Origin of the sequence: Gordonia sp. DT219 (assembly GCF_049847065.1) — a bacterium.
Lineage (GTDB): Bacteria > Actinomycetota > Actinomycetes > Mycobacteriales > Mycobacteriaceae > Gordonia.
Map to the genome: position 1 here is coordinate 1 of NZ_JBNCNR010000022.1, position 21118 is coordinate 21118.

A 21118-nucleotide genomic window follows, 5' to 3' on the forward strand; every position below is an offset into this window, starting at 1 on the left:
GGTCGTCAATGACCGCCGGATTCCCGGCCACCGCACCGGCCAGCGCCACCTATCCGACACCAGGCACCTACAGCTACGCGATCCCACCGTGGTGCCGCTACATCGCGTACGCGGCACTCGGCGCGGGCGGTGGCGGCGGCAGACACAACGCGTTCAGTGCGTTCACCGGGCGCGGCGGGGCGGCTGGCACGTGGACGACCGGCATTCTGGAACGGGGCGTGGACTTTCCGTGGACAGCGACCACCATCACCATCACCATCGGGGCCAAGGGCGTGGGCGGCGGACTCAACGGGACGGCGGGCGGCGACACCACCATCACCATCCCCGGCGGCAGCGTTCTCACCGCAACGGGCGGTGCTGGTGGCCTGGGCAACCAAGCAGGCTCGCCCACCTCGGGCGGCAGTCCTGGCAACGCCACCGTGGACGGCCAAACCTACGTCGGCGGCACCGGCGGGGCATCAGGATCGGGCACCAGCAGCCCCGGCGCCGGTGTCGCACCAGGCGCCGGAGGTGGCGGCGGCGGCGGCGGCCTGGTCAACGGGCAGCAGAACGGCGCGGACGGCGCGGACGGCCGCGCATGGATCAGAGCACGGCAATGAAAGGGAACCCCCAGTGAATGTCACAGCAACCAAGAACGCGCTCGTCGACGCGCTCGCCGGACTCGGCGCGCACGTCGGGCTGGCCACCGGAGCACCCGGCACCACAGCCACCCCGGCGAACGAGGCATCCGGTGGCAGCTACGCCCGCGTCGCCACCACATGGGCGGCGGCGAGTGGCGGGGTCCGCACCGGGGCGGCAGTCATCATCAACGCACAGTCCGGGACCTACACCCACGGCTTCATCGCGAGCGCGGCCACCGGCAACACCATGATCGACAACGCGGCGCTGAGCCCATCGATCGTGCTCAACGCGGCCGGCCAGATCGTCGTGACACCGACCCTGGCCGTGGTCTGACATGCCCGACCTCGACCCGCTCGCCGCCGGGATGGACATCGACCTCGGAGTGTGGCCCGTCTACGTCGGCGTCAGCGACGACCCCGACCACCGTGCCCAGATCACATGGCGACACCAGAACGGGCAGATCGTCGGCGCCGCACAGCTGACCGTCCCGGCCGGCACCTACACGCGGCTGTACTACTTCCACCGGCCGACCAGCCCGGTAGCGACCGGCGGCGTGGTCGACATCGAACCCATCGTCATGGCCGAAGACAGCGTGATCGACATCGACCCGATCACCATGGACTGATCAACCGCCGCTGCTGCGCGCCACGAGAAACGTGAAGTGTCAGAACACCTTCGCCGCACACGACACCGCCCCCGCCCATCACGGCCGGGGGCGGTTTTCGTCGTCGGCACGGACGAAATGCGCTGGGTGCTAAGCGGGTCAGCGGGTGGGCTCGGGTCGTTCCTGAGTCACGACTCGCTCGGGTACTTCCAGGCGGCTCGCAATGCGCCATTGAGTGCGTCGGCGGAGAACGTGCGGATCGCAAAGTCCTCGCACCGGATTTTGCCCTGTGGGTTACCTTCCTCAGCGGTGTTCGTGACCCGCAACGACGCCACCGAGTCGCCCGCCGGAGACTGCTTGATAGACCTGGCAATGACGGTTCCGAGGTCCTTCAACTGGTTGCCGAACGTCCCCGGTGAGCAAACTCGGACAACGACATCGCTCTTCGACCGGTCATCAATGTTGGCCACCGACTGAACATTGACCAGCGACGTCCCCGAAGGCAACGATGCAGCACCCACCGCCTCGGCGATCGCCCCATCCGTACCCGCAGTCGCGCCTCCCGGAGGAGGGCACGCCGCAACGCTCATCGACGTCGTGACGAGACTCGTCGCCGCGACCTTTGACGCCGGCGCGGAATCCTGGGACGAACATGACGTCGCGATGGCGACCGTGCCCAACAGGGCAGCGACAACAGCTGGAAGACGTTTCATTCGGGAGAGCGTAATGATCGGGGAGTGTTCGCGGCCGAGGAGCTGGAGCACCTGGACTAAATCCGGTGGGTTTCCGGTGGGCCAGTGCCGATCCGGATGGCCTGAGACCAGAAACCCGCTGGTCATGGAGCCGCCCAGGGGAATCGAACCCCTGACCTATTCATTACGAGTGAATCGCTCTACCGACTGAGCTAGGGCGGCGCGCTGCGCATGGCAGCGCTGACGAGTGTAGCGAGTGGTCGGCGTCGAACAAAAACCGGCCGGTCACGGCGGCAGCACGGGCATGGATCGACTATTGGGGCTTTCGCCTGAATCCGTTGCCGTCGGAGTCGTATGGTCGGATCATGGCCGAGAATCCGCAACGCTTGCTCGCTGCCGCCGACGCGACGGAGTCGGTCGCCGACCCCTGGCGGGTGATCGGCGACGCGCTGCAGGTGGCCTACCGCACCGGCAACATGGTCACCGGCGGACGATTCGTCGCCCGGATCGTCGAGGCCGCCGAAGCGGCCGGTCATCACCCGGACATCGACCTGCGTTACGGCTCAGTGCATCTCACGCTCACCACGCACAGCGCGCACGGGCTGACGCAAGCCGACGTCGATCTCGCGAACCAGATCGCCCACATCGCCGACGGCATGGACATCGAAGCCGGCGGGGCGCCACCGGCCCGATTCGACCTCGCGATCGACGCGGTCGACATCGAGGCGATCCGGCCGTTCTGGCGCGCGGTGCTCGGTTATCGCGACGAGCCCGCGCAGACCGAGTCCGACCTCACCGACCCCGCCGGAATCCTCCCGCCGCTGTGGTTTCAGCAGATGGATTCCGCACGGCCCCAACGCAGCCGGATGCACGTCGATCTCCTGCTCCCGCACGATGCGGTGCAGTCGCGGATGGCGGCGGCACTCGACGCCGGGGGCAGGCTGGTCACCGACACCTACGCCCCGGCCTGGTGGGTGCTCGCCGACGTCGAGGGCAACGAGATCTGCCTCTGTACGTGGCAAGCCCACGACGAACCGGACTGAACCGGCCGAGCCGGACGTCGATCGGTGCGCTTCAGCAGACCTCGTCGGCGCGGGCTGCGGCGGCGACGGCCTCGGCCACCGCGGGTGCGACGCGGTGATCCAACGGGCTGGGCACGATCTTGTCGGCCGCGAGGTCTTCGGCCACCACCGACAGGATCGCCTCGGCCGCAGCAAGTTTCATGCTCTCGGTGATGCGGGTGGCGCCGACGTCGAGGGCTCCGGCGAACACGCCGGGGAAGGCGAGCACGTTGTTGATCTGGTTCGGGAAGTCGCTGCGTCCGGTCGCGACGATGGCGGCATGCCGCGCGGCGATCTCCGGATGGATCTCCGGGTCCGGGTTGGACAGCGCGAAGACGATGGCGTCGTCGTTCATCGACGCGATCAGCGATTCGTCGACGGTGCCCGCCGACACCCCGAGGAAGACGTCGGCCCCGGCCAACGCCTCGGCCGGCCCGCCGGTCAGTCCGCGTGGATTGGTGCGGGCGGCGAGGTCCTGCTTGAACTCGTTGAGGCCGTCGCGCCCGGCCGACACGATGCCTCGCGAATCGAGCACGACGATGTCGGAGATACCGGATGCGAGCAGGATGTTCGCGCAGGCCACCCCGGCCGCGCCCGCACCGGAGATCACCACGCGCAGGTCGGTGAGGCCACGTCCGAGCAGCCGCACCGCACCCTTGAGGGCGGCGAGCACCACGATTGCGGTGCCGTGCTGATCGTCGTGCATGACCGGGCAGTCCAGTGCTTCGATGACCCGGCGCTCGATCTCGAAGCAGCGCGGGGCCGAGATGTCCTCCAGGTTGACCGCCCCGAAGCTCGGTCGCAGCCGCACCAGCGTCTCGACGATCTCGTCGGGGTCCTTGGTGTCGAGCACGATCGGGATCGAGTTCAGTCCCGCGAACGTCCGGAACAGCGCCGACTTGCCCTCCATCACCGGCAGCGATGCGCGCGGCCCGATGTCGCCGAGGCCGAGGACCGCTGATCCGTCACTGACCACGGCGACGAGCCGGTCGGTCCACGTGTACTTGTTCACCAGGTCGCGCTGGGCGTCGATCGCGCGCGAGACCTGAGCCACGCCGGGCGTGTAGGCGATCGACAGGTCGCGTTGCGTGTCGATCGGGGAGCGCAGTTCCACCGAGAGCTTGCCGCCCACATGGGCCATGAAGATCTCTTCGTCGGTGATCGGCTGGTCGGTGATGTCTATGGTCGGCTCGTTCGTGCTCGTCACGCCCGACAGTCTCTCACCTGCTGATCGGCCGCCGGTCACGGTGGTCGGGCAACCAAGACCGGGCAATCACGACGTGGGCAACGCCCCGCTGGCCGCATCGACAACACGACGACTACCATGCAACTTGTGTCTATGTTGTATTCGAGTGCCGCGTCCGCCTCCGAGCGGGTATATGACGAGGTCAAGGAGTCGATCCTGACCAACGAGCTCGCCGGCGGCGAGCTGATCAGCGAGGGTGACGTCGCTTCGCGCTGCGAGGTCAGCCGCACTCCGGTACGGGAGGCATTCCTCCGATTACAGGCCGAGGGCTGGATGCGCCTGTATCCCAAGCGTGGCGCGCTGGTGCTCCCGGTCACCGAGCGGGACGCGCGCGAGGTCGTCGACGCCCGCAAACTCCTCGAAGGCCATGCGGTCCGCGCCGCAGTCGCCACCGACACGTCGACCGCGCGTCTGGTCGCGCGCCTGCAGGTCAATCTCGAGGACCATCGCCTCGTCGCCGCCGATGATGTCGCGCAGTTCTCCCGGCTCGACGCCGAGTTCCATCAACTCATCGTCGCGGCCGGCGGCAACGAGTTGCTCGCCGGATTCTTCACCGGCCTCGGCGAACGTCATCGCCGGATGGCCAGCACCAGCGTGCAACGTGACCCGCGGGTCGTCGCGCGCATCCTCGCCGACCACACCGAACTCCTTCACCTCATCGAAGCCCGCAACGCCGACGGGTTCGACGCCGCGTTGCAGCGCCACCTCGACGACGTCCACGATCTGCCCGGAGGCCTGCAGTGACCATGACCACCGACTCGGCGACCGTTCCCGCCCACACCGCCCGCCGCGCCACCTGGCCGGCCGTCGCGCTCGCCGTGTTCGCGACGGCGTGGGGCGGTAACGAATTCACGCCGCTGCTGGTGATGTATCGCCAGAGCGGCGGCTTCTCGGCGGTCGCCGTGGACGCCCTGCTGTTCCTCTATGTGCTGGGCATCGTGCCCGCGTTGCTGATCGGCGGCCCGCTCTCGGACCGCTTCGGTCGCCGGCCGCTGATGCTGCCCGCGCCGGTGCTGGCCGCCGTCGGATCGGTGTTGTTGGCCGTGGGCGCGAACTCGATGGTGTTGCTGTCGGTGGGCCGCGTGTTCAGTGGCGTCGCCCTGGGCCTGTCGATGGCCGTCGGCGGCAGCTGGATCACCGAGCTGAGCATGCGCGCCGGCGACCGGCCGGCCGTCGGTGCGCGACGTGCGGCGATGAGCCTGACCGCCGGATTCGGCATCGGCGCCGGGGTTGCGGGTGTCCTCGCGCAATGGGCGCCGTGGCCGCATGTGTTCGCCTATACGGTGAACATCGTCATCGCGGTGGTCGCCTTGGTGTTGATCGTGCGTGTGCCCGAAACCCGAGCGCGCCAACAGAACCCGGGCCGTCTCATCGATGACCTGAAGATCCCGTCGGCCGGGCATCGGCGCTTTTTGCTCGTGGTGCTCCCGGTGGCACCGTGGGTGTTCGGTGCGTGTGGCGCGGCGTATGCGGTGATCCCGGCGTTGATGTCGGCGCGGACCTCGGGAGCGCCGATCGCCTTCGCCGCGCTGTGCTGTGTGCTCGGTCTGGCCGCCGGGTTCGCCATCCAGTCACTGGGACGGCGCATCGACGACCCGAACTCGGCCCGCGGCGCGGTCAGTGCACTGGTGGTGCTCGCCGTCGGAATGGGCTTGGCCGCGTTGGCCGCCCACGTCCTCACGATCTGGCTGTCGCTGGTCGCGGCGACCGTACTCGGCTGCGGATACGGCATGGCCTTGATCGCCGGCCTGCTCGAGGTCCAGCGGATTGCCGGTGATCGCGACCTGGCCGGCCTGACGGCGGTGTTCTACAGCGTCACCTATCTGGGCTTCGCGGCGCCGGCGGTCTTGGCATGGATCTCGCAGACCTTCGGTGGCGTCACCTATCCGGAGATGTTCGTCGTCGGGATCGGTGCTGCGCTGGGGTGTCTGGCCGTGGTGCTCATCGGGCACCGGAGCCGCCCGGTTGCGCCAACACCTCCCGGATGAGACGTAGCTGCTCGGCCGTCGCGGTCTGCAGCTGCGGCGGAGCAGGATCGGGTACCGCGCGCACGGCATCGAGCATTACGCGCCCGGCGTCGGTGAGATGGACGTACCTGCTGCGCCGATCGGCCGTACCGACTTGTCGCACAACGTAACCGGCCGACTCCAGATCCGACACCGCCACCGAGGCGGCCGGCGCATCCATCGCGGTGGCCAGAGCGATGTCCTTGAGCGCCATCGGGCGCTCGGCGACCCGCCGCAGGACGCGAATCCGGCTGAAGGGCAGGCCGGCCGCCGCGACGACGGCCCGCCGCCAGGGCTCGCGGGAATCGAAGACGAGACCGATCATCGCCTGCCACACCTCGTCGGCGAGTTCGTCGGCGGGCATGCCGCGGTCGTGCTCAGGCACATGGCCCTGCTCAGGCATCGACGGTCTCCGGTTCGATCAGGCGACGTGAGACGTCGGCGGCGGTGCGCCGACCCCACCCGGTCGACGAGACGACGCCCAGGACCAGGATGACGGCGCTGAAGATCACCACCAAGATCCACATCGGGTGCATGGCGGAGGCGAAGTCCGGTCCGATACCCGCCGCCGCGACACCGGTGATGCTTCCGGCCAGCGCCACGCCGACGCTCACGCCGACCTGACGGCTGGTGGAGGCGACCGCAGAGGCGGCGCCGGCGCGACTGCGCGGCATCCCGCTGACCGCGGAGTTCGTGATGGGTGGATTGATGGCGCCGAAGCCCACCCCGAACACCGCGAAGATGATCGCGATGACCAGCAGTGACGTGTCGGCCTCGATGGTCGTCATCAACGCCGAACTGATGAGCATCGCCACACCCGCCAACACCAGCGACGGCCGGGTCCCGAAGCGGCCGACCGCCCGCCCCGACAGCGGCGACAAGATCAGCACCGCGACCGCAGGTGGTAGCAGCATCGCGCCGGTCTCGATGGCCGAGAGCCCGCGGAGCTCTTGCAAATACAGCGACATCAGGAACAGGAACGCGCCCCAGCTCGCGAAGGCGCAGACCGCGATGATCGTCGCCGCCGAGAACGGGACGCTGCGGAAGAACCGGAGATCGATGAACGGATCGTCGTGATGCCGCTCGGCGACGATGAATCCGACGAAAGCGATTGCGGCGACGGCGAATACCGTGATCGTCGGCGCCGACGCCCAGCCGTGGACCGGCCCCTCGATGAGTCCGTAGACCAGCGTGGCGAGGGTCACCACGGCCAGTAGCTGCCCGAGCGGGTCGAGGGTACGCATGACCGGCGAACGCGATTCGGGGACGAAGATCGCGGTCAGCACGATGGCGGCCGCGCAGATCGGCAGATTCACCCAGAAGACCGCGCGCCAGTCGATGAGGTCGATCAGCGCGCCACCGATCATCGGGCCGAGCGCCATCGAGAGACCGACGACCGCACCCCACATGCCGATCGCCCGCGCGCGCTCCTTGGGTTCGACGAAGACCTGCGTGATGATCGACATCGCGACCGGGTTGAGCATGGACCCGCCGATCGCCTGCAGGGCGCGCGCCACGATGAGGACGGCGACCGACGGCGCCAGGCTGCAGGCCAGCGACCCCACGGCGAAGATGACCAGCCCGGTCTGGAACATGCGTTTGCGCCCGAAGCGGTCGGCGGTGGCGCCGGAGAGCATCAGCAGACTCGCCAGGACCAGGGTGTAGATGTCGATGACCCACTGCAGCGACGACACCGAGGCGTGCAGGTCGGTGCGGATCGACGGCAGCGCGACGTTCACGATGGTCGCGTCCATCGAGACGATCAGCAGGCTCATACAGCAGGTCGCCAGGATGATCATCTTGCGGCGGGGAGTCAGCTCCGTCGACGCAGTCGTTGTAGGCATACAAAAATTGTAGAACTACAACTACTTGGTGGCGAGTCGGCCAAGCCGGACACGGCGCCCGAACTCGGGTCGATTCGCGTGCCATAGTCTGGTGCCCATGCGTGTTCTGTTGACCGGGGGAGCCGGTTACATCGGTTCGCACACGGCCGTCGAGCTGGCCGGCGCCGGCCACGAGGTGGTCGTCTTCGACGACTTGTCGGCCACGAGTGCGGTCGCGGTGGAGCGGATCCGGGAACTGGCCGCCGCCGACGTCCCGTTCGTCAAGATCGACGTCACCGACCGGGAGGCGGTGGCCGCCGCCATCGCCGATACGGGGCCGTTCGACGCGATCATCCACCTCGCGGCCCGCAAGGCGATCGGCGAGTCGGTGGCCAAACCGCTCGAGTACTACTTCAACAACATCAACTCGACGCTGGTGATGCTCGAGATGTTGAGCCGCTTCGACATCCCGACGTTCCTGTTCTCGGGCACCGGCACCGTCTACAGCGAGCAGGCCGATCTGCCGTTCGTCGAAACCTCGCGCACGAGCATCGATCTGCCCAATCCCTACAGCAAGTCCAAGCGGATCTGCGAAGAGATCATGCGTGACTACTCGCTGACCGAGCCCGACAAGCGGCTGATCGGCCTGCGCTACTTCAATCCGATCGGCGCGCACCCGTCCGGCCGCATCGGCGAGGATCCGCACGGCATCCCCAACAACCTCATGCCGATCGTCGCGCGGGTGGGATCGGGAAAACTGCCGCAGGTCAGCATCTTCGGCCGCGACTACGACACCGACGACGGCACCGCGTTGCGCGACTACATCCACGTGGTCGATCTCGCCCGTGGTCATCTCGCCGCGATCGAGCACGCCCGCCCCGGACTGGAGTTCTTCAACCTCGGCACCGGCCGGCCGTCGAGCGTGCTGGAACTGATCGCCGCCTTCGAGGCCGCGTCGGGCATCCACATCCCGACCGTCGACGCCCCGCGCCGTCCCGGTGACGTCCAGGCCACCTATTGCCTACCCGACAAGGCCGCCGAAAAGCTGGGCTGGCGAGCAGAACTCGATGTGGTGCAAGCGTGCCGGGACTACTGGCGGTGGCAGGAGAACAATCCCGGCGGATACGACGGAAACTGATGTTGTGTCACAACGCTTTCGGCTGATCCTGCGGTACCGTCCTCGGCGATCTCGTCTCGGTGCCGCTTGAGCCGTGCTCGCCCGTTTTCAGTCATCTCCGAAGTAGCGCAGCCGCAAAACCCCAGGTCGTGGGGCATCGGTACATGACGAGATGACTGAAAACGGGAGTCGTGTCACCGCAGGGGCCGTCACTTCGGCCGCACGCCGACCGCGGCGAGCCACCGGTCGGCGATGGCGCGTACGCGGTCCGGCGTGAGCTGGTCGACGGGCAGTGCATACACCGGCCCGTAGAGGGTGGCGCGAGCGAGTGTCAGGTCGATGTCCAACGGCAGTTCGCCGCGGTCGATGGCGCGACGCAGCGGTGCGTTCTCGCGTTCGCGGTGACCGACGAGGAATGCGGACTCGAACTTCGCGGCGAAGCCCGGATCGAGTTCGGAGTGGGATTGCAAGGCGCGCAGTAGTTTTCCCTCCTCTGGATCGGCCATCAGGGCGGCCAGCAGCTGCACCGCCGCCCGCACGTCACCCGCCAGGGCCCCGGTGTCGGGCATCGTCAGCCTCTTGTCGGCGTCGGTGATCAGGGCCTCGAGGAGTACGTCGGCCTTGGTCGGCCACCACCGGTAGATGGTCTGCTTGGCGACCCCCGCACGCCGGGCGATCCCCTCCATGGTGAGTGCGGCGAATCCCACCTCCGCGAGCAGGTCGTCGGCCGAATGCAGAACCTTGGCGCGGGCGTCCTCGCTGCGTCCATACCGATTTCCCCGGTGCTGCGTCACGAGCATCAGGATAGCGGGCCCGGCTCTTGCAGTAGACGCAACGTTGCGTCTACTCTAATTCGCATGCAACGCTCCCGCGCCTTCCTCGTCGCCGGCTGCTTCTTCATGGAGATGCTCGATACGACCGTCGTGACCACAGCCGCACCGCTCATCGGCCATTCGCTGAACCAGCCGCCCACCGCCATCTCGGTGGTGATCACCGCCTATCTGCTGGCGCTGGCGGTGTTCATCCCGGTCGGCGGCTGGCTGATCACCCGGTGGACCGCACGGACGGTGTTCACCACGGCGATCGTGGTCTTCACCGTCGCCTCGCTGGCCTGCGGCTTCGCACCGTCGCTGGGATGGCTCGTCCTCGCCCGCGTCGTCCAGGGTGTCGGCGGCGCACTGATGGTGCCGGTCGGCCGCCAGGTGGTCCTCCGCTCGGCCGCGAAAACCGATGTGCTGCGGCTGATGTCGTACATCGTCTGGCCGGGTCTGCTCGCCCCGGTGGTGGCCCCCCTGATCGGCGCCGTGATCGCCGAGCAGTTGAGTTGGGAGTGGATCTTCTGGGTCAACGTGCCGCTCGGAGTCGTCGCCGCCGTCGTCGCGTGGCGGATCATGCCCGACGACGTCGAAGGCCCCCCGCGTCGGCTGGACTGGGTCGGCGTGGCCGTGGTGGGCGGGGGACTGGGTACCGCACTGTGGGCGGCGCATCTGATCGCCGACACCGGAGCCGGAGCCGGGATCATCGCGGCCTGGATCGCGGCGCCGGTGATCCTGTGCGCGCTGGCCTGCCGGCACCTGCTGAGCACTCCGACGCCGGTCGTGGATCTGCGGCTGCTCGGCAACCGCGTGTTCGGTCTCTCGCAGGCCGGGATGGCCGGATTCTTCATGGTCGTCATGGCGATCCCGTTCCTGATGCCACTGATGATGCAGACCGCGTTCGGGTGGTCGCCGGTGCGCTCGGGTGTGTTGGTGATGTTCGTGTTCATTGGCAACGTCGGGATCAAACCCGCAACGACGCCACTGCTCAACGCCTTCGGTTTCCGCACGGTGCTCGGCGTCTCGACGCTCGGTCTCGCCGCGACCGCGGTGGCGCTCGGCTGCGCGACGGCATCGACGCCCGCGTGGCTGATCGCAGTCGTCGCACTGGTCAGCGGGGTCTTCCGGTCGACGGCCCTCACCGCATATTCGACGATCGGATTCGCCACCATCGACGTCGCCGACCGGCGCACAGCCAACACCGTCGCGGCGACGGTTCAGCAGGTCGCCTCGGGCCTGGGTGTGGCGGTGGCCGCGGTGGGCGTGCGTCTGGGTGCCGCGATCACCGGCGACACGACCGCATCCGGCACGTACTTCTGGGCGTTCCTGGTGGCCGGCGCGGTCGCGCTCGCATCGCTGATCGCGGTGGCGCGGCTGCCACGGCAGGCGGGCGCTGAACTGCGGACCCGCTGAGCGGCCCGGGCGTCACCTTCAGCCGATGACCTGCTCGGTGGTCGAATATTTCTGTTCCACAGCGGACTTGGCCGCCTGCCACCAGTCGGGGTGGGCGCGATACCAGTCGACCGTCGCGGCCAGGCCCGAGCGGAAGTCGACATAGGCAGGCCGCCAACCCAATTCGGTACGCAAGCGAGTCGAGTCGATGGCGTAGCGGCGGTCGTGACCGGGGCGGTCGGTGACGAAGTCGAACCCGCCGCGCGGCCGGCCGAGCAGTTCCAGGATGGTCTCGACGACGGTGCGGTTGTCGACCTCGCCGTCGGCCCCGATGAGATAGGTCTCGCCGATCCGGCCCTTGTCGATGATGGTCCACACCGCATCGTTGTGGTCGTCGACGTGAATCCAGTCGCGCACGTTGCGGCCGTCGCCGTAGAGGCGCGGGCGCACCCCGGAGAGCACGTTGGTGATCTGGCGGGGGATGAACTTCTCCACGTGCTGATACGGCCCGTAGTTGTTGGAGCAGTTCGAGAGGGTGGCGGCCACGCCGAAGGAACGCACCCAGGCGCGCACCAGCAGATCGCTGCCGGCCTTGGTCGAGCTGTACGGGCTCGACGGGTTGTAGGGCGTGGCCTCGGTGAAGCGGGCCGGGTCGTCGAGGTCGAGGTCGCCGTAGACCTCGTCGGTGCTGATGTGGTGATAGCGCACCCGATGCCGGCGCACCGCCTCCAACAGGGTGTAGGTGCCGACCAGGTTGGTCTGCACGAACGCCGACGGATCGGCGAGCGAGTTGTCGTTGTGCGACTCGGCGGCGAAGTGCACCACCAGATCCGTCTCGCCGACCAGCCGATCGACCAGCGCGGCGTCGGCGATGTCGCCCTCGACGAGGTCGACGGAATCGCTCACCGAGGCCAGGGTGTCCGGGTTGGCCGCGTAGGTCAGCTTGTCCAGGACCCGGATTCGCACATCCGGTCGCCGGTCGAGTGTCCGCAGCACGAAATTCGCGCCGATGAATCCGGCGCCGCCGGTGACCAGCACGCGCATCGGGCTCAGCCCCTCTCGTCGTCCCCGCGGGAGTCTCGGGTCGGTGTCCGCGCGGTTGCGTGGGACGACGTAGACGATACCGGGGCAGCTCCACATCGGCCCGCTACCCTGTCTGCATGCGCGGGATCATCCTGGCCGGGGGCACCGGTAGCCGGCTGCACCCCATCACCCAGGGGGTGAGCAAACAACTCGTCCCCGTCTACGACAAGCCGATGATCTACTACCCGCTGTCCACGCTGATGCTGGCCGGCATCCGGGAGATCCTCATCATCACCGCACCGGGGGACGAGGAACTGTTCCGGGGGCTGCTCGGCGACGGCAGTCGGTTCGGCGTCGAGCTGAGCTATGTGACCCAGGCATCTCCGGACGGGCTCGCGCAGGCGTTCACCCTCGGCGCCGACCACATCGGCGAGGATTCGGTCGCGCTGGTGCTCGGCGACAACATCTTCTACGGGCCGGGTCTGGGGTCGCAGTTGCAAGGCTTCGGCCACGTCGACGGCGGTGCGATCTTCGCGTACTGGGTCGCCGACCCGAGCGCCTACGGCGTCGTCGAATTCGACGAGTCGGGTACGGCGATCTCGTTGGCGGAGAAGCCCGCTGCGCCCAAGTCGAACTACGCGGTGCCGGGGCTGTACTTCTACGACAACGAGGTCGTCGAGATCGCGCGTCGGCTGACTCCCAGTGCGCGAGGCGAATACGAGATCACCGACATCAACGCCGAGTACCTGCGGCGCGGCAAACTGCGGGTGACGGTGTTGCCGCGGGGTACCGCGTGGCTCGACACCGGAACCTTCGACTCCCTGCTCGACGCCGGAAACTTCGTGCGCACAGTCGAACAGCGGCAAGGGCTCAAGATTGCGGTTCCCGAGGAGATCGCCTGGCGCCGAGGCTATCTCGGTGACGACGAGCTCGCGGTGTGTGCCGAGCGGCTGCGCAAGTCGGGGTACGGGGATTATCTACTGGAAATACTGGCCCGCGGAAAGGGATTCGCGTGAAGGTTCGACCTCTGTCCATCGACGGTGCGTGGGAGTTGTCGCCGGTCCTGCACGGCGACGCCCGCGGGGTGTTCACCGAGGCGTTCAAGGCCGATGTGCTTGCCGAGACCATCGGCCACCGCTTCGACCTCGCGCAGGTCAACCTCTCCGTGTCGGCGGCGGGGGTGCTGCGCGGCGTGCACTTCGCCGACGTCCCACCGGGCCAGGCCAAATACGTGACCTGTGCGGCGGGGGCGATCCTCGACGTCATCGTCGACATCCGGGTCGGGTCACCGACATTCGGCGCCCACGACACCGTCCTCCTCGACGACGTCGACCGGCGTGCGGTGTATCTCTCGGAAGGACTCGGGCACGCCTTCTGTGCACTCGCCGACGACTCGGCGGTCACCTACCTCTGCTCGACGGGCTACAACCCGGGTGCCGAACACGGGATCGATCCGATGGATCCGCAGCTGGCGATCGACTGGCCGACCCTCGCGCGCGACGGGACCCGGCTGGAATATGAACTATCCGCGAAGGATACCGCCGCGCCGGGCCTGTTCGAGGCCCGCGACGCGGGTCTGCTGCCGCGATACGACGCGGTCATCGCATATCTGCGGGGCTGACGCACGAGCGCGGGATTCAGCGGGTCCGGGAGGCTCAGGCTGCGCCGGGGTACGGGGGCAACTCCGGGGTGAACAGCCAGTCCCGCCACAGTTCCTGCAGTGGGGCAGGCGAATGGTTGGCCGCGAGGGCGATGAAGTCCTCGGTGGTCACCGACCCGTAGCGGTATTTGTCGGTCCAGCGGTGCAGGAGAGCGAAGAAGTTGCCGTCACCGATCGACAACCGCAGCGCGTGCAGGGTCAGCGCGCCACGCTTGTAGACCCAGTCGTCGAACATCTTTCGTGGCCCCGGGTCGGCGAGGGTCACGCGCACCGGGGTGGCCGCGAGTTTCGCGTAGTAGTGCCGGGCCCACTCGTCGGCGCTGCGCCCACCGGACCGCTGACTCCACAACCATTCGGCGTAGCAGGCGAATCCCTCGTGCAGCCAGATGTCGCGCCACCGGTGCAGCGTCACCGAGTTGCCGAACCACTGATGCGCGAGTTCGTGGGCGACGAGTCGCTCGGATCGGGACGTGCCATCGCAATGATTGGCGCCGAATGTCGAAAAGCTTTGCGCCTCAATGGGTATTTCCAGCGCATCGTCGGTGACGACGACGGTGTACCGCGGAAACGGATACGGGCCGAACATCTCGACGAAGGCGTCGATCATGTCCACCTGCCGGGCGAAATCCACCTTGAGGTTGCTCGACAAGCGCGCCGGGAACACCGCGTCGACCGGGATCGGCCCGGTGGCCAGCGAGACCTTCTTGTACGGACCGATCTGGATGGACGCCAGATACGTCGCCATCGGCTCGATCTGCTGATACACCCACGTGGTCTGCGCCGCGCGGACGCGCTTGGATTCCAGGACTCCGTTGGCGAGTGCGAAATACGGGCTGTCGGTGGTGATCGCGATTCGGTAGGTGGCCTTGGCGACCGGATGGTCGTCGCACGGGAACCACGACGCCGCGCCGTTGGGCTGATTGGCGCACAACGCACCCTCGGTGAGTTCTTCCCAGCCGACCTCACCCCATGCACCGCGGATCGGCCGGGGCGAGCCGTGATAGCGCACCACGATCGTCATCGCACCGCCCGGTGGGATGGGCGTATCGGGGACGATCGTCAGCTTCTTGTTGCGATGGGAGTAACGCACCCGTTTGCCGTCGACGCTGACCCGCGTGACGCTCAGCGTCCCGGCGAGATCGAGCGAGAAGCGCGTCAGGTCGACGTAGGAGGTCGCGGTGAGGGTTGCGGTGCCCTCGAGCCGATTGCCGGTGACCCGGTATGCCAGCTCGAGGTCGTACCGCGAGATGCGGTACCCGAGGTTGCCGTTGGCGGGGAGATACGGGTCCAGCTCATCGGCCGGCGCCCCGAGGAGGGGCTGTCGCGACGTCCTGGCCGACTTTCCGCGCACTCACATCTCCTTGTTGGTGACGATCGCGTGTCGGGCCCCGCCTCGGGAGCCGAACTTGCGGACACTCACAGTACCCGCCGAATCATGCGGGGGCATGACATCTCGACACGCATACCCGTACGGTGAGCGGACCGCTGGTCGAAAAATCGCCGCCGGCATCAGCTCTGGGCGTCGTCACGACGTTGCCACCGGCACCGACGTTGCCACCGACACCGAAGCTGCACCCGACAACGAAACTTCAAGACCGACAGTAAGGAAGAAACATGCTCCGAAGCATCGCGCTCCTGATCGCCCGGGTGATCCTCGGATTCATCTTCATCATGCACGGCTGGCAGAAGCTGCACACCAACGGAATCGGCGCCACCAAGGACTTCTTCACGTCGGTCGGCGCTCCGTGGCCGGAGTTCTCCGCGTACTACGCGACGTGGGTCGAGTTCGTGGGCGGCATTCTGCTCATCCTCGGGCTCGCCTTGCCCCTGGTCTCGATCCTGTTGATCATCGACATGATCGGCGCCATCGCCACCGTGCACTGGGACCACGGATTCTGGAATCCCGACAACGGTTACGAGTTCCCGCTCGCGCTCATCGCGGGACTGCTCGCGGTCGGGTTCGCCAACGCCGGCGCCTACGCCGCCGATCACTACCTGCCGCGGCCACGCCGAACACGGTCGTCGGCGGTCTGAGAATTTCCCGAGCGCCGGCGCTTTCCCGAGCGCCGGCTCAGGCCACCAACCCGTCGATCGTCGTGCGGTCGAACGCGGCGCCGTCGATGTCGGGCAGATGAGATCGCAACACGCCGAGGTGGGCCAGTACGCCGTCGGGGTGACGCAGGCCCACCCCGTCGATCGCGCCGGGGGAGACCAGGGATTCGGGATCGAGGCCGTGCCGGTGGGCCAGCGCCGCGCCGAGTAGTCGGCGGGCCTGGTCCTGATCGACGTCCCAGAGCGCGTCGGCGGTCAGCAGGTAGAGCCGGACGGCCGGCGGGTAGTCGTCGAGATGCACGAGCGCCCACGCCCAGTGCTTGGCGACGTCGACGGTGTCGGACTCGCCACGTCCGTGTGTGCGGACATACTTGCCGTGCAATTCACGGCACAGGCCGCTGGCGTCGGCCCACAGGCCGAGCTCCGACATGCAGCGCACCGAGTCGTGGAGATTGGACAGATACATCGGTGAATACGGTCCCTCGCGCCGCGACCGGATCTCCCGCAGCACCGAGAACTCGGCCAGCGCCTGCTCGAAGTCGCCCGCGAAGAGCAAGGACCGGGCTTCGTCCTGCATTTCCTCGATCACCCCGACATTGTGACCGAATGCGCGCCCGATCGTGATCCATTTCACAAAAGCGTCACGCGTCCGTAGCCTTGCCGCCCGGCCGAAGTTTCCGACTGCGGTGGCCACGAGTGAGCTCGCCTGGCATCGTTGAAAAGGTGAGCGGCTACGAGAACGACACCACCCCAGAAGGCTCGGACGGCGAGTACAGCCTCGACCCCGACGATCAGCTGCCCTCGGAGGACACGCTCGTCGATCGTGGCGTCGACGACGTCCTCGACGAGGGCTACTCGCCGCCCGACTACGAACCCAAGGGCGCGCAACACGGTCTGACGACGCAGGAGATGCGCGAGGGCGAAACCCTCGACGAGAAACTCTCCGAGGAACGACCGGACGTCGGCGCGAGCGATCCGCTCGACGACATCGCCGCCGACGAGCACCGCAACTGGCGCTCACACGAGTCCGACGCCGACCCGGAGTTCGGTGAGGACACCGATCAGGTCGGTGACCGCCGGGCCGGCCGGTTGGTCGCTCCCGACGAAGGCGACGTGCGCGACGACGAGGCCGATTCGGTGGCCGCGGACTGGGGGATCGCCGGTGCCGGTGCCGGTGCAGAAGAGGCCGCCGTCCACGTCGTCGACGACGAGGACGAGGGGCGGTCCTGACCGTCGGGCCAGCTTGTTCCGCGGGGGCCGTTGACAGTCGGGTCGTCGTCGCCAACGATGGGAGTGCGCGGGTCCGACGTTTCCCCGCGTCCGCACGCCACGGGAGGATCTCCAGTGAGCATCACCGAACGTATATCTCGCAGAACCGATCACGACAGCAGTACTGATCAGGACTCCGGTACCGATCAGACACTCGCGCAACGCTTCCGAGAAGTCCGCGAGCTCACCGATCTGCTCGCGTCGCGATTGTCGGCCGAGGACCAGACGCCACAGTCGATGACCGAGGCGAGTCCGGCCAAATGGCACCGGGCACATGTCACCTGGTTCTTCGAGGAATTCGTTCTCCGTCGCGATCGGGGGTATGTGGTCTATGACGACACCTACCGGTACCTGTTCAACAGCTACTACGAGGCGGTGGGGCAACGACATCCGCGGCCCGACCGTGGGCTGGTGACCCGGCCGGGTGCCGACGACGTCACGCACTACCGCAACTACGTCGACGCGGCGATGGCCGACGCACTGTCGCGCGGGTCGCTCGACGAAGACGCCCTCGACCTCGTCGAGCTCGGCTGCAATCATGAACAGCAACACCAGGAATTGCTGCTCATGGACATCAAGCACTTGTTCTCGACGATCCCGCTGCAGCCCGGGCCGGTCTACGTCGACCGGGATCTCGACTCGCCGACCACGCCCGGCCCGATGACCTGGCGGTCGGTGCCCGGCGGGGTCGTCGAGGTGGGCACCGAGTTCGGTGGCGGCTTCTCCTATGACAACGAGGGACCCCGCCATCGAGTGTTTCTCGAGGACTTCGAGATCGCGCAACGGCCCGTCACCAACTCCGACTGGCTGGAATTCATGGCCGACGACGGCTACCGGCGCCCGCAACTGTGGCTCTCCGACGGATGGGCGCAGATCCGCGAGACCGGCTGGGACGCACCGGGTTACTGGCGATGCGAGGACGGCGAGTGGTCGACGTTCACGTTGTCGGGACGGCGTCGCCTCGTGCCCGCCGAACCCGTCGTGCATGTCTCGTTCTACGAGGCCGATGCGTTCGCCCGGTGGGCCGGGGCACGCCTGCCCACCGAATTCGAGTGGGAGACCGCAGCATCGGGGGTTCACGACCATCGTGGCGAGCTGCTAGATCCGGACCGATGTCACCCACGTTCGGTCGGCTCGGCGATGATCGGCGATGTGTGGGAATGGACGGCGAGTGCATACCTGCCCTATCCCGGTTTCGTACCGGCCAACGGGGCGGTCGGCGAATACAACGGAAAGTTCATGTCCGATCAGCATGTGCTGCGCGGCGCGTCGGCCGTCACCCCCCGCGGCCACGAGCGGCTCACCTATCGCAACTTCTTCCCGGCCGCCTCGCGCTGGGTCTTCGCCGGACTGAGGTTGGCGCGGTGACGGTCGGCGCACCCTCCGGGACTCGTTCGGGCGCAGCTCACGGGCTCGCCGCCGACGCCCTCGCCGGCCTGTGGAGTGCTCCGCCGGTGCTGCCGACGAAGTGGCTCTACGACGAGCGCGGCAGCAGACTCTTCGACGAGATCACCCGGCTGCCCGAGTACTATCCGACCCGACGCGAGACCGCGATCCTGCGTGCCCACGCCGACGACGTCGTCGCGCGCACCGGTGCATCGATGATGATCGAATTCGGTTCGGGCACTTCGACGAAGACACGACTGCTCCTCGACGCGTTCGCTGCCGCCGGTCGCCGATTCACCTATGTCCCGCTCGATGTCAGTGCCGAGATCCTCGCCGAATCGTCGGCGATCCTCACGCGTGACTATCCGGGCATCGGCGTCGCACCGGCAGCAGGCGATTTCACCGATCCCGATCTGACGCTGCCCGATTCCGATGGTCCGCGGGTCGCGGTCTTCCTCGGCGGCACCATCGGCAACTTCACCGACGCCGACCGTCGGCGGTTCTTCGCCGTACTGGCCGGTGCACTGGCCCCCGGTGACTTCTTGCTGCTCGGCGCGGATCTGATCAAGGACACCGGACGTCTCGTCGCCGCGTACAACGACAAAGCCGGGGTGACCGCGGATTTCAACCGCAACATGATCGAGGTGTTGCGGACCGGGCTCGACGCGACCGGCCTGTACGTCGACGACTTCGACCACCTCGCCCGGTGGAATCCGGTCCGGCACCGCATCGAGATGTGGTTGCGCGCGCGCCGCGACGTCGACGCGTACTTCGGTGTGCTGCAACGTGAGTGGACGCTGGCCGCAGGTGCGGAGATCCGGACCGAGATCAGTACGAAGTTCGAACTGCCGGTACTGGGTGCGGAGCTCGACGACGCCGGGTTGCGGCCGGTGACCAGTTGGACCGATCCGTTCGGCGACTTCTCCCTGACGCTGACGCGACGCTGAGCGATCGATTCGCCGACGCGGGACCCGGTACCCGGCCCGTAATGTGTGGCATGCTGTGCACGGTCAGAAAACTGACAACGCACAACTCATCGTTTAAGGAGCATCCCGATGTGGGGTTCATTCTGGAACTTCCTGTGGTCGATGGTCATCATCTTCGCCTTCGTGGCGTACCTGATCGTCCTCTGGTACGTGATCGCCGACCTGTTCCGAGACCGCAAGGCGTCCGGGTGGTCGAAGGCCGTCTGGGTCATCTTCCTGATCATCATCCCGTATCTGACAGCGCTGGCGTACCTGTTGTTCAAGGGTCAGGGGATGGCCCAGCGCGCGCAGGCAGCTGCGGTCGAATACAAGAAGGATTCCGACGACTACATCAAGACCGTCGCGGGTACTTCGCCGGCACAACAGATTGCGGATGCGAAGTCGCTGCTCGACTCGGGCGCGATCACCCCGGAAGAATTCGAGCACCTCAAGTCCAAGGCTCTCGCACACTGAGGCCACGGCAACTGACTGTCCGGCACGCTGCTGACTGTCCGGCAGGCTGCTGACCGTCCGGCACGGGCGGGCCCTCGTACACCGAGGGCCCGCCCGTTGCCGTCAGGTCACAGGATCTCGGGTTCGGTCCCGAACGGGTTGTCGGTGTGGCCGACGAGGTCGGCAACCGAGTCGATGACATGGGTGGGGCGATAGGGGAACAGTTCGACCGTTTCGATGGTGGAGATTCCGGAGAGCACCAGGATCGTCTGCAGTCCGGCTTCGAGCCCGGAGATCACATCGGTGTCCATGCGGTCACCGATCATCAGCGTGTGTTCGGAATGTGCGCCCATCTTGCGCAGCGCCGACCGCATCATCAGCGGGTTGGGTTTGCCGACGTAGTACGGGTCGCGATTGGTGGCGCGCGAGATCAACGCGGCCACCGCGCCGGTGGCCGGCAGGGAACCCTGCGTGGAGGGGCCGGTGGCATCGGGGTTGGTGGCGATGAACCGGGCGCCGCGTTCGACCAATCGGATCGCGGTCGTGATCGCCTCGAACGAATATGTCCGGGTCTCCCCGAGTACGACGTAGTCCGGGTCGGCGTCGGTGATGACATAGCCGACTTCGTGGAGCGCCGTCGTCAGCCCGGACTCGCCGACCACATAGGCCGAACCTCCCGGACGCTGGGTGTCGAGGAAGCGTGCGGTGGCCAGTGCCGAGGTCCAGATCGAGTCCTCGGGGATGTCGAGGCCGGTCCGCAGCAGACGTGCACGCAGGTCGCGCGGCGTGCGAATCGAGTTGTTGGTGAGCACGGTGAACGGAATGCCGTTGTCGCGCAACTCGTCGATGAGGGCGTCGGCGCCGGGGATCAGATGCTCCTCGCGGGTGAGAACGCCATCCATGTCCATGAGGTAGTTCCAGCTCATGGCCCCA

The 21118-nt window shown here is 67.3% G+C and carries 23 protein-coding genes, 1 tRNA gene and 1 pseudogene; 15 read left to right on the forward strand and 10 right to left on the reverse strand.

Annotation, left to right across the window (positions count from 1 at the left end; all coding sequences use genetic code 11):
• The 3 genes and pseudogenes from ACPXB3_RS18535 to ACPXB3_RS18545 form a co-directional block, all read left to right on the forward strand.
• Window positions 1-599: pseudogene (locus ACPXB3_RS18535) on the forward strand (hypothetical protein); the annotation flags it as partial.
• A gap of 13 nt (window positions 600-612) precedes the next feature.
• A complete protein-coding gene (locus tag ACPXB3_RS18540; RefSeq protein WP_425728976.1) occupies window positions 613-954 on the forward strand; it encodes a phage tail fiber protein in 342 nt (113 codons plus the stop codon).
• Between the two features lies 1 nt (window position 955).
• On the forward strand, window positions 956-1246 hold the full coding sequence (locus ACPXB3_RS18545; RefSeq protein ID WP_425728978.1) for a hypothetical protein: 291 nt from the start codon (window positions 956-958) through the stop codon (window positions 1244-1246).
• A gap of 167 nt (window positions 1247-1413) precedes the next feature.
• Here the strand turns inward: ACPXB3_RS18545 and ACPXB3_RS18550 are convergent, their stop codons facing one another.
• Window positions 1414-1938 (reverse strand): hypothetical protein, encoded by a 525-nt coding sequence (locus ACPXB3_RS18550; RefSeq protein WP_425728980.1) that lies wholly within the window; start codon window positions 1936-1938, stop codon window positions 1414-1416.
• 125 nt (window positions 1939-2063) lie between these two features.
• A tRNA-Thr gene (locus ACPXB3_RS18555) sits at window positions 2064-2139 on the reverse strand.
• A 143-nt stretch (window positions 2140-2282) separates the two neighbouring features.
• Here ACPXB3_RS18555 and ACPXB3_RS18560 point away from each other — a divergent pair.
• Window positions 2283-2960 (forward strand): VOC family protein, encoded by a 678-nt coding sequence (locus ACPXB3_RS18560; RefSeq protein WP_425728982.1) that lies wholly within the window; start codon window positions 2283-2285, stop codon window positions 2958-2960.
• Window positions 2961-2991: 31 nt separating this feature from the next.
• Here ACPXB3_RS18560 and ACPXB3_RS18565 read toward each other — a convergent pair whose 3' ends face one another.
• Entirely contained in the window at window positions 2992-4194 is a 1203-nt protein-coding gene (locus ACPXB3_RS18565) for an NAD(P)-dependent malic enzyme (RefSeq protein ID WP_425704446.1), read from the reverse strand.
• Between the two features lie 123 nt (window positions 4195-4317).
• On the opposite strand from ACPXB3_RS18565, the gene ACPXB3_RS18570 reads away from it, so the two are divergent.
• Together ACPXB3_RS18570 and ACPXB3_RS18575 are read left to right on the forward strand one after the other, a co-directional pair.
• Window positions 4318-4968 carry a GntR family transcriptional regulator gene (locus ACPXB3_RS18570; RefSeq protein WP_425729011.1) on the forward strand — a complete coding sequence of 217 codons (651 nt, stop codon included), beginning with the start codon at window positions 4318-4320 and terminating at the stop codon, window positions 4966-4968.
• Window positions 4969-4970: 2 nt separating this feature from the next.
• Window positions 4971-6212, forward strand: a complete 1242-nt coding sequence (locus tag ACPXB3_RS18575; protein WP_425729013.1) for an MFS transporter — start codon at window positions 4971-4973, stop codon at window positions 6210-6212.
• On the opposite strand, the gene ACPXB3_RS18580 is transcribed toward ACPXB3_RS18575, so the two are convergent.
• Complete coding sequence (locus tag ACPXB3_RS18580; RefSeq protein WP_425704304.1) at window positions 6166-6633, reverse strand: MarR family winged helix-turn-helix transcriptional regulator; 468 nt, start codon at window positions 6631-6633, stop codon at window positions 6166-6168. The genes ACPXB3_RS18575 and ACPXB3_RS18580 overlap by 47 nt on opposite strands.
• The gene (locus tag ACPXB3_RS18585; RefSeq protein WP_425728984.1) at window positions 6626-8074 is read right to left on the reverse strand and encodes a DHA2 family efflux MFS transporter permease subunit; all 1449 of its coding nucleotides are present in this window, start codon (window positions 8072-8074) and stop codon (window positions 6626-6628) included. Before ACPXB3_RS18585 ends, ACPXB3_RS18580 begins: the two co-directional genes overlap by 8 nt.
• Window positions 8075-8171: 97 nt before the next feature.
• On the opposite strand from ACPXB3_RS18585, the gene galE reads away from it, so the two are divergent.
• Window positions 8172-9191 (forward strand): UDP-glucose 4-epimerase GalE, encoded by a 1020-nt coding sequence (gene galE / locus ACPXB3_RS18590; protein WP_425728986.1) that lies wholly within the window; start codon window positions 8172-8174, stop codon window positions 9189-9191.
• Between the two features lie 188 nt (window positions 9192-9379).
• Here the strand turns inward: galE and ACPXB3_RS18595 are convergent, their stop codons facing one another.
• Complete coding sequence (locus ACPXB3_RS18595) at window positions 9380-9964, reverse strand: TetR/AcrR family transcriptional regulator (RefSeq protein WP_425704302.1); 585 nt, start codon at window positions 9962-9964, stop codon at window positions 9380-9382.
• Window positions 9965-10027: 63 nt separating this feature from the next.
• On the opposite strand from ACPXB3_RS18595, the gene ACPXB3_RS18600 reads away from it, so the two are divergent.
• Window positions 10028-11398, forward strand: a complete 1371-nt coding sequence (locus ACPXB3_RS18600; protein WP_425704301.1) for an MFS transporter — start codon at window positions 10028-10030, stop codon at window positions 11396-11398.
• An 18-nt stretch (window positions 11399-11416) separates the two neighbouring features.
• On the opposite strand, the gene rfbB is transcribed toward ACPXB3_RS18600, so the two are convergent.
• Window positions 11417-12421 carry a dTDP-glucose 4,6-dehydratase gene (gene rfbB / locus ACPXB3_RS18605; protein ID WP_425704443.1) on the reverse strand — a complete coding sequence of 335 codons (1005 nt, stop codon included), beginning with the start codon at window positions 12419-12421 and terminating at the stop codon, window positions 11417-11419.
• Between the two features lie 116 nt (window positions 12422-12537).
• On the opposite strand from rfbB, the gene rfbA reads away from it, so the two are divergent.
• Window positions 12538-13416, forward strand: coding sequence for a glucose-1-phosphate thymidylyltransferase RfbA (gene rfbA / locus ACPXB3_RS18610; protein ID WP_425704300.1), 879 nt, complete (start codon window positions 12538-12540; stop codon window positions 13414-13416).
• Window positions 13413-14021, forward strand: coding sequence for a dTDP-4-dehydrorhamnose 3,5-epimerase family protein (locus ACPXB3_RS18615; protein WP_425728987.1), 609 nt, complete (start codon window positions 13413-13415; stop codon window positions 14019-14021). The genes rfbA and ACPXB3_RS18615 overlap by 4 nt, the downstream gene beginning before the upstream one ends.
• A 34-nt stretch (window positions 14022-14055) precedes the next feature.
• On the opposite strand, the gene ACPXB3_RS18620 is transcribed toward ACPXB3_RS18615, so the two are convergent.
• Complete coding sequence (locus tag ACPXB3_RS18620; protein WP_425728989.1) at window positions 14056-15411, reverse strand: M1 family metallopeptidase; 1356 nt, start codon at window positions 15409-15411, stop codon at window positions 14056-14058.
• Window positions 15412-15674: 263 nt separating this feature from the next.
• Between ACPXB3_RS18620 and ACPXB3_RS18625 the strand changes: the two genes are divergently transcribed.
• Window positions 15675-16094: a DoxX family protein gene (locus ACPXB3_RS18625; RefSeq protein ID WP_425704297.1), complete on the forward strand. Its 420-nt coding sequence runs from the start codon at window positions 15675-15677 to the stop codon at window positions 16092-16094.
• A 37-nt stretch (window positions 16095-16131) separates the two neighbouring features.
• Here the strand turns inward: ACPXB3_RS18625 and ACPXB3_RS18630 are convergent, their stop codons facing one another.
• Window positions 16132-16701 (reverse strand): hypothetical protein, encoded by a 570-nt coding sequence (locus ACPXB3_RS18630; RefSeq protein WP_425704296.1) that lies wholly within the window; start codon window positions 16699-16701, stop codon window positions 16132-16134.
• A gap of 134 nt (window positions 16702-16835) precedes the next feature.
• Here ACPXB3_RS18630 and ACPXB3_RS18635 point away from each other — a divergent pair, with 134 nt between their 5' ends.
• The 4 genes from ACPXB3_RS18635 to ACPXB3_RS18650 all read left to right on the forward strand — a co-directional run bounded on the left by ACPXB3_RS18635 (window position 16836) and on the right by ACPXB3_RS18650 (window position 20206).
• Entirely contained in the window at window positions 16836-17342 is a 507-nt protein-coding gene (locus ACPXB3_RS18635; protein ID WP_425704295.1) for a DUF5709 domain-containing protein, read from the forward strand.
• A gap of 114 nt (window positions 17343-17456) precedes the next feature.
• Complete coding sequence (gene egtB / locus ACPXB3_RS18640) at window positions 17457-18749, forward strand: ergothioneine biosynthesis protein EgtB (RefSeq protein WP_425704294.1); 1293 nt, start codon at window positions 17457-17459, stop codon at window positions 18747-18749.
• Window positions 18746-19714, forward strand: coding sequence for an L-histidine N(alpha)-methyltransferase (gene egtD, locus ACPXB3_RS18645; RefSeq protein WP_425704293.1), 969 nt, complete (start codon window positions 18746-18748; stop codon window positions 19712-19714). Before egtB ends, egtD begins: the two co-directional genes overlap by 4 nt.
• A 108-nt stretch (window positions 19715-19822) precedes the next feature.
• Window positions 19823-20206, forward strand: a complete 384-nt coding sequence (locus tag ACPXB3_RS18650; RefSeq protein WP_425704292.1) for an SHOCT domain-containing protein — start codon at window positions 19823-19825, stop codon at window positions 20204-20206.
• Window positions 20207-20313: 107 nt separating this feature from the next.
• Here ACPXB3_RS18650 and ACPXB3_RS18655 read toward each other — a convergent pair whose 3' ends face one another.
• Window positions 20314-21111 (reverse strand): HAD-IIA family hydrolase, encoded by a 798-nt coding sequence (locus ACPXB3_RS18655; RefSeq protein WP_425704291.1) that lies wholly within the window; start codon window positions 21109-21111, stop codon window positions 20314-20316.
• Between the last annotated feature and the right edge of the window lie 7 nt (window positions 21112-21118).

Bases quoted from the DNA above. Each gene is read 5' to 3' on its own strand.
- ACPXB3_RS18585 (WP_425728984.1), bottom strand. From the start codon at position 8,074: ATGCCTACAACGACTGCGTCGACGGAGCTGACTCCCCGCCGCAAGATG.
- ACPXB3_RS18575 (WP_425729013.1), top strand. From the start codon at position 4,971: ATGACCACCGACTCGGCGACCGTTCCCGCCCACACCGCCCGCCGCGCC.
- ACPXB3_RS18650 (WP_425704292.1), top strand. From the start codon at position 19,823: ATGTGGGGTTCATTCTGGAACTTCCTGTGGTCGATGGTCATCATCTTC.
- ACPXB3_RS18560 (WP_425728982.1), top strand. From the start codon at position 2,283: ATGGCCGAGAATCCGCAACGCTTGCTCGCTGCCGCCGACGCGACGGAG.
- ACPXB3_RS18580 (WP_425704304.1), bottom strand. From the start codon at position 6,633: ATGCCTGAGCAGGGCCATGTGCCTGAGCACGACCGCGGCATGCCCGCC.
- ACPXB3_RS18600 (WP_425704301.1), top strand. From the start codon at position 10,028: ATGCAACGCTCCCGCGCCTTCCTCGTCGCCGGCTGCTTCTTCATGGAG.
- galE (WP_425728986.1), top strand. From the start codon at position 8,172: ATGCGTGTTCTGTTGACCGGGGGAGCCGGTTACATCGGTTCGCACACG.
- rfbB (WP_425704443.1), bottom strand. From the start codon at position 12,421: ATGCGCGTGCTGGTCACCGGCGGCGCCGGATTCATCGGCGCGAATTTC.
- rfbA (WP_425704300.1), top strand. From the start codon at position 12,538: ATGCGCGGGATCATCCTGGCCGGGGGCACCGGTAGCCGGCTGCACCCC.
- ACPXB3_RS18570 (WP_425729011.1), top strand. From the start codon at position 4,318: ATGTTGTATTCGAGTGCCGCGTCCGCCTCCGAGCGGGTATATGACGAG.
- ACPXB3_RS18550 (WP_425728980.1), bottom strand. From the start codon at position 1,938: ATGAAACGTCTTCCAGCTGTTGTCGCTGCCCTGTTGGGCACGGTCGCC.
- ACPXB3_RS18655 (WP_425704291.1), bottom strand. From the start codon at position 21,111: ATGAGCTGGAACTACCTCATGGACATGGATGGCGTTCTCACCCGCGAG.
- ACPXB3_RS18545 (WP_425728978.1), top strand. From the start codon at position 956: ATGCCCGACCTCGACCCGCTCGCCGCCGGGATGGACATCGACCTCGGA.
- ACPXB3_RS18625 (WP_425704297.1), top strand. From the start codon at position 15,675: ATGCTCCGAAGCATCGCGCTCCTGATCGCCCGGGTGATCCTCGGATTC.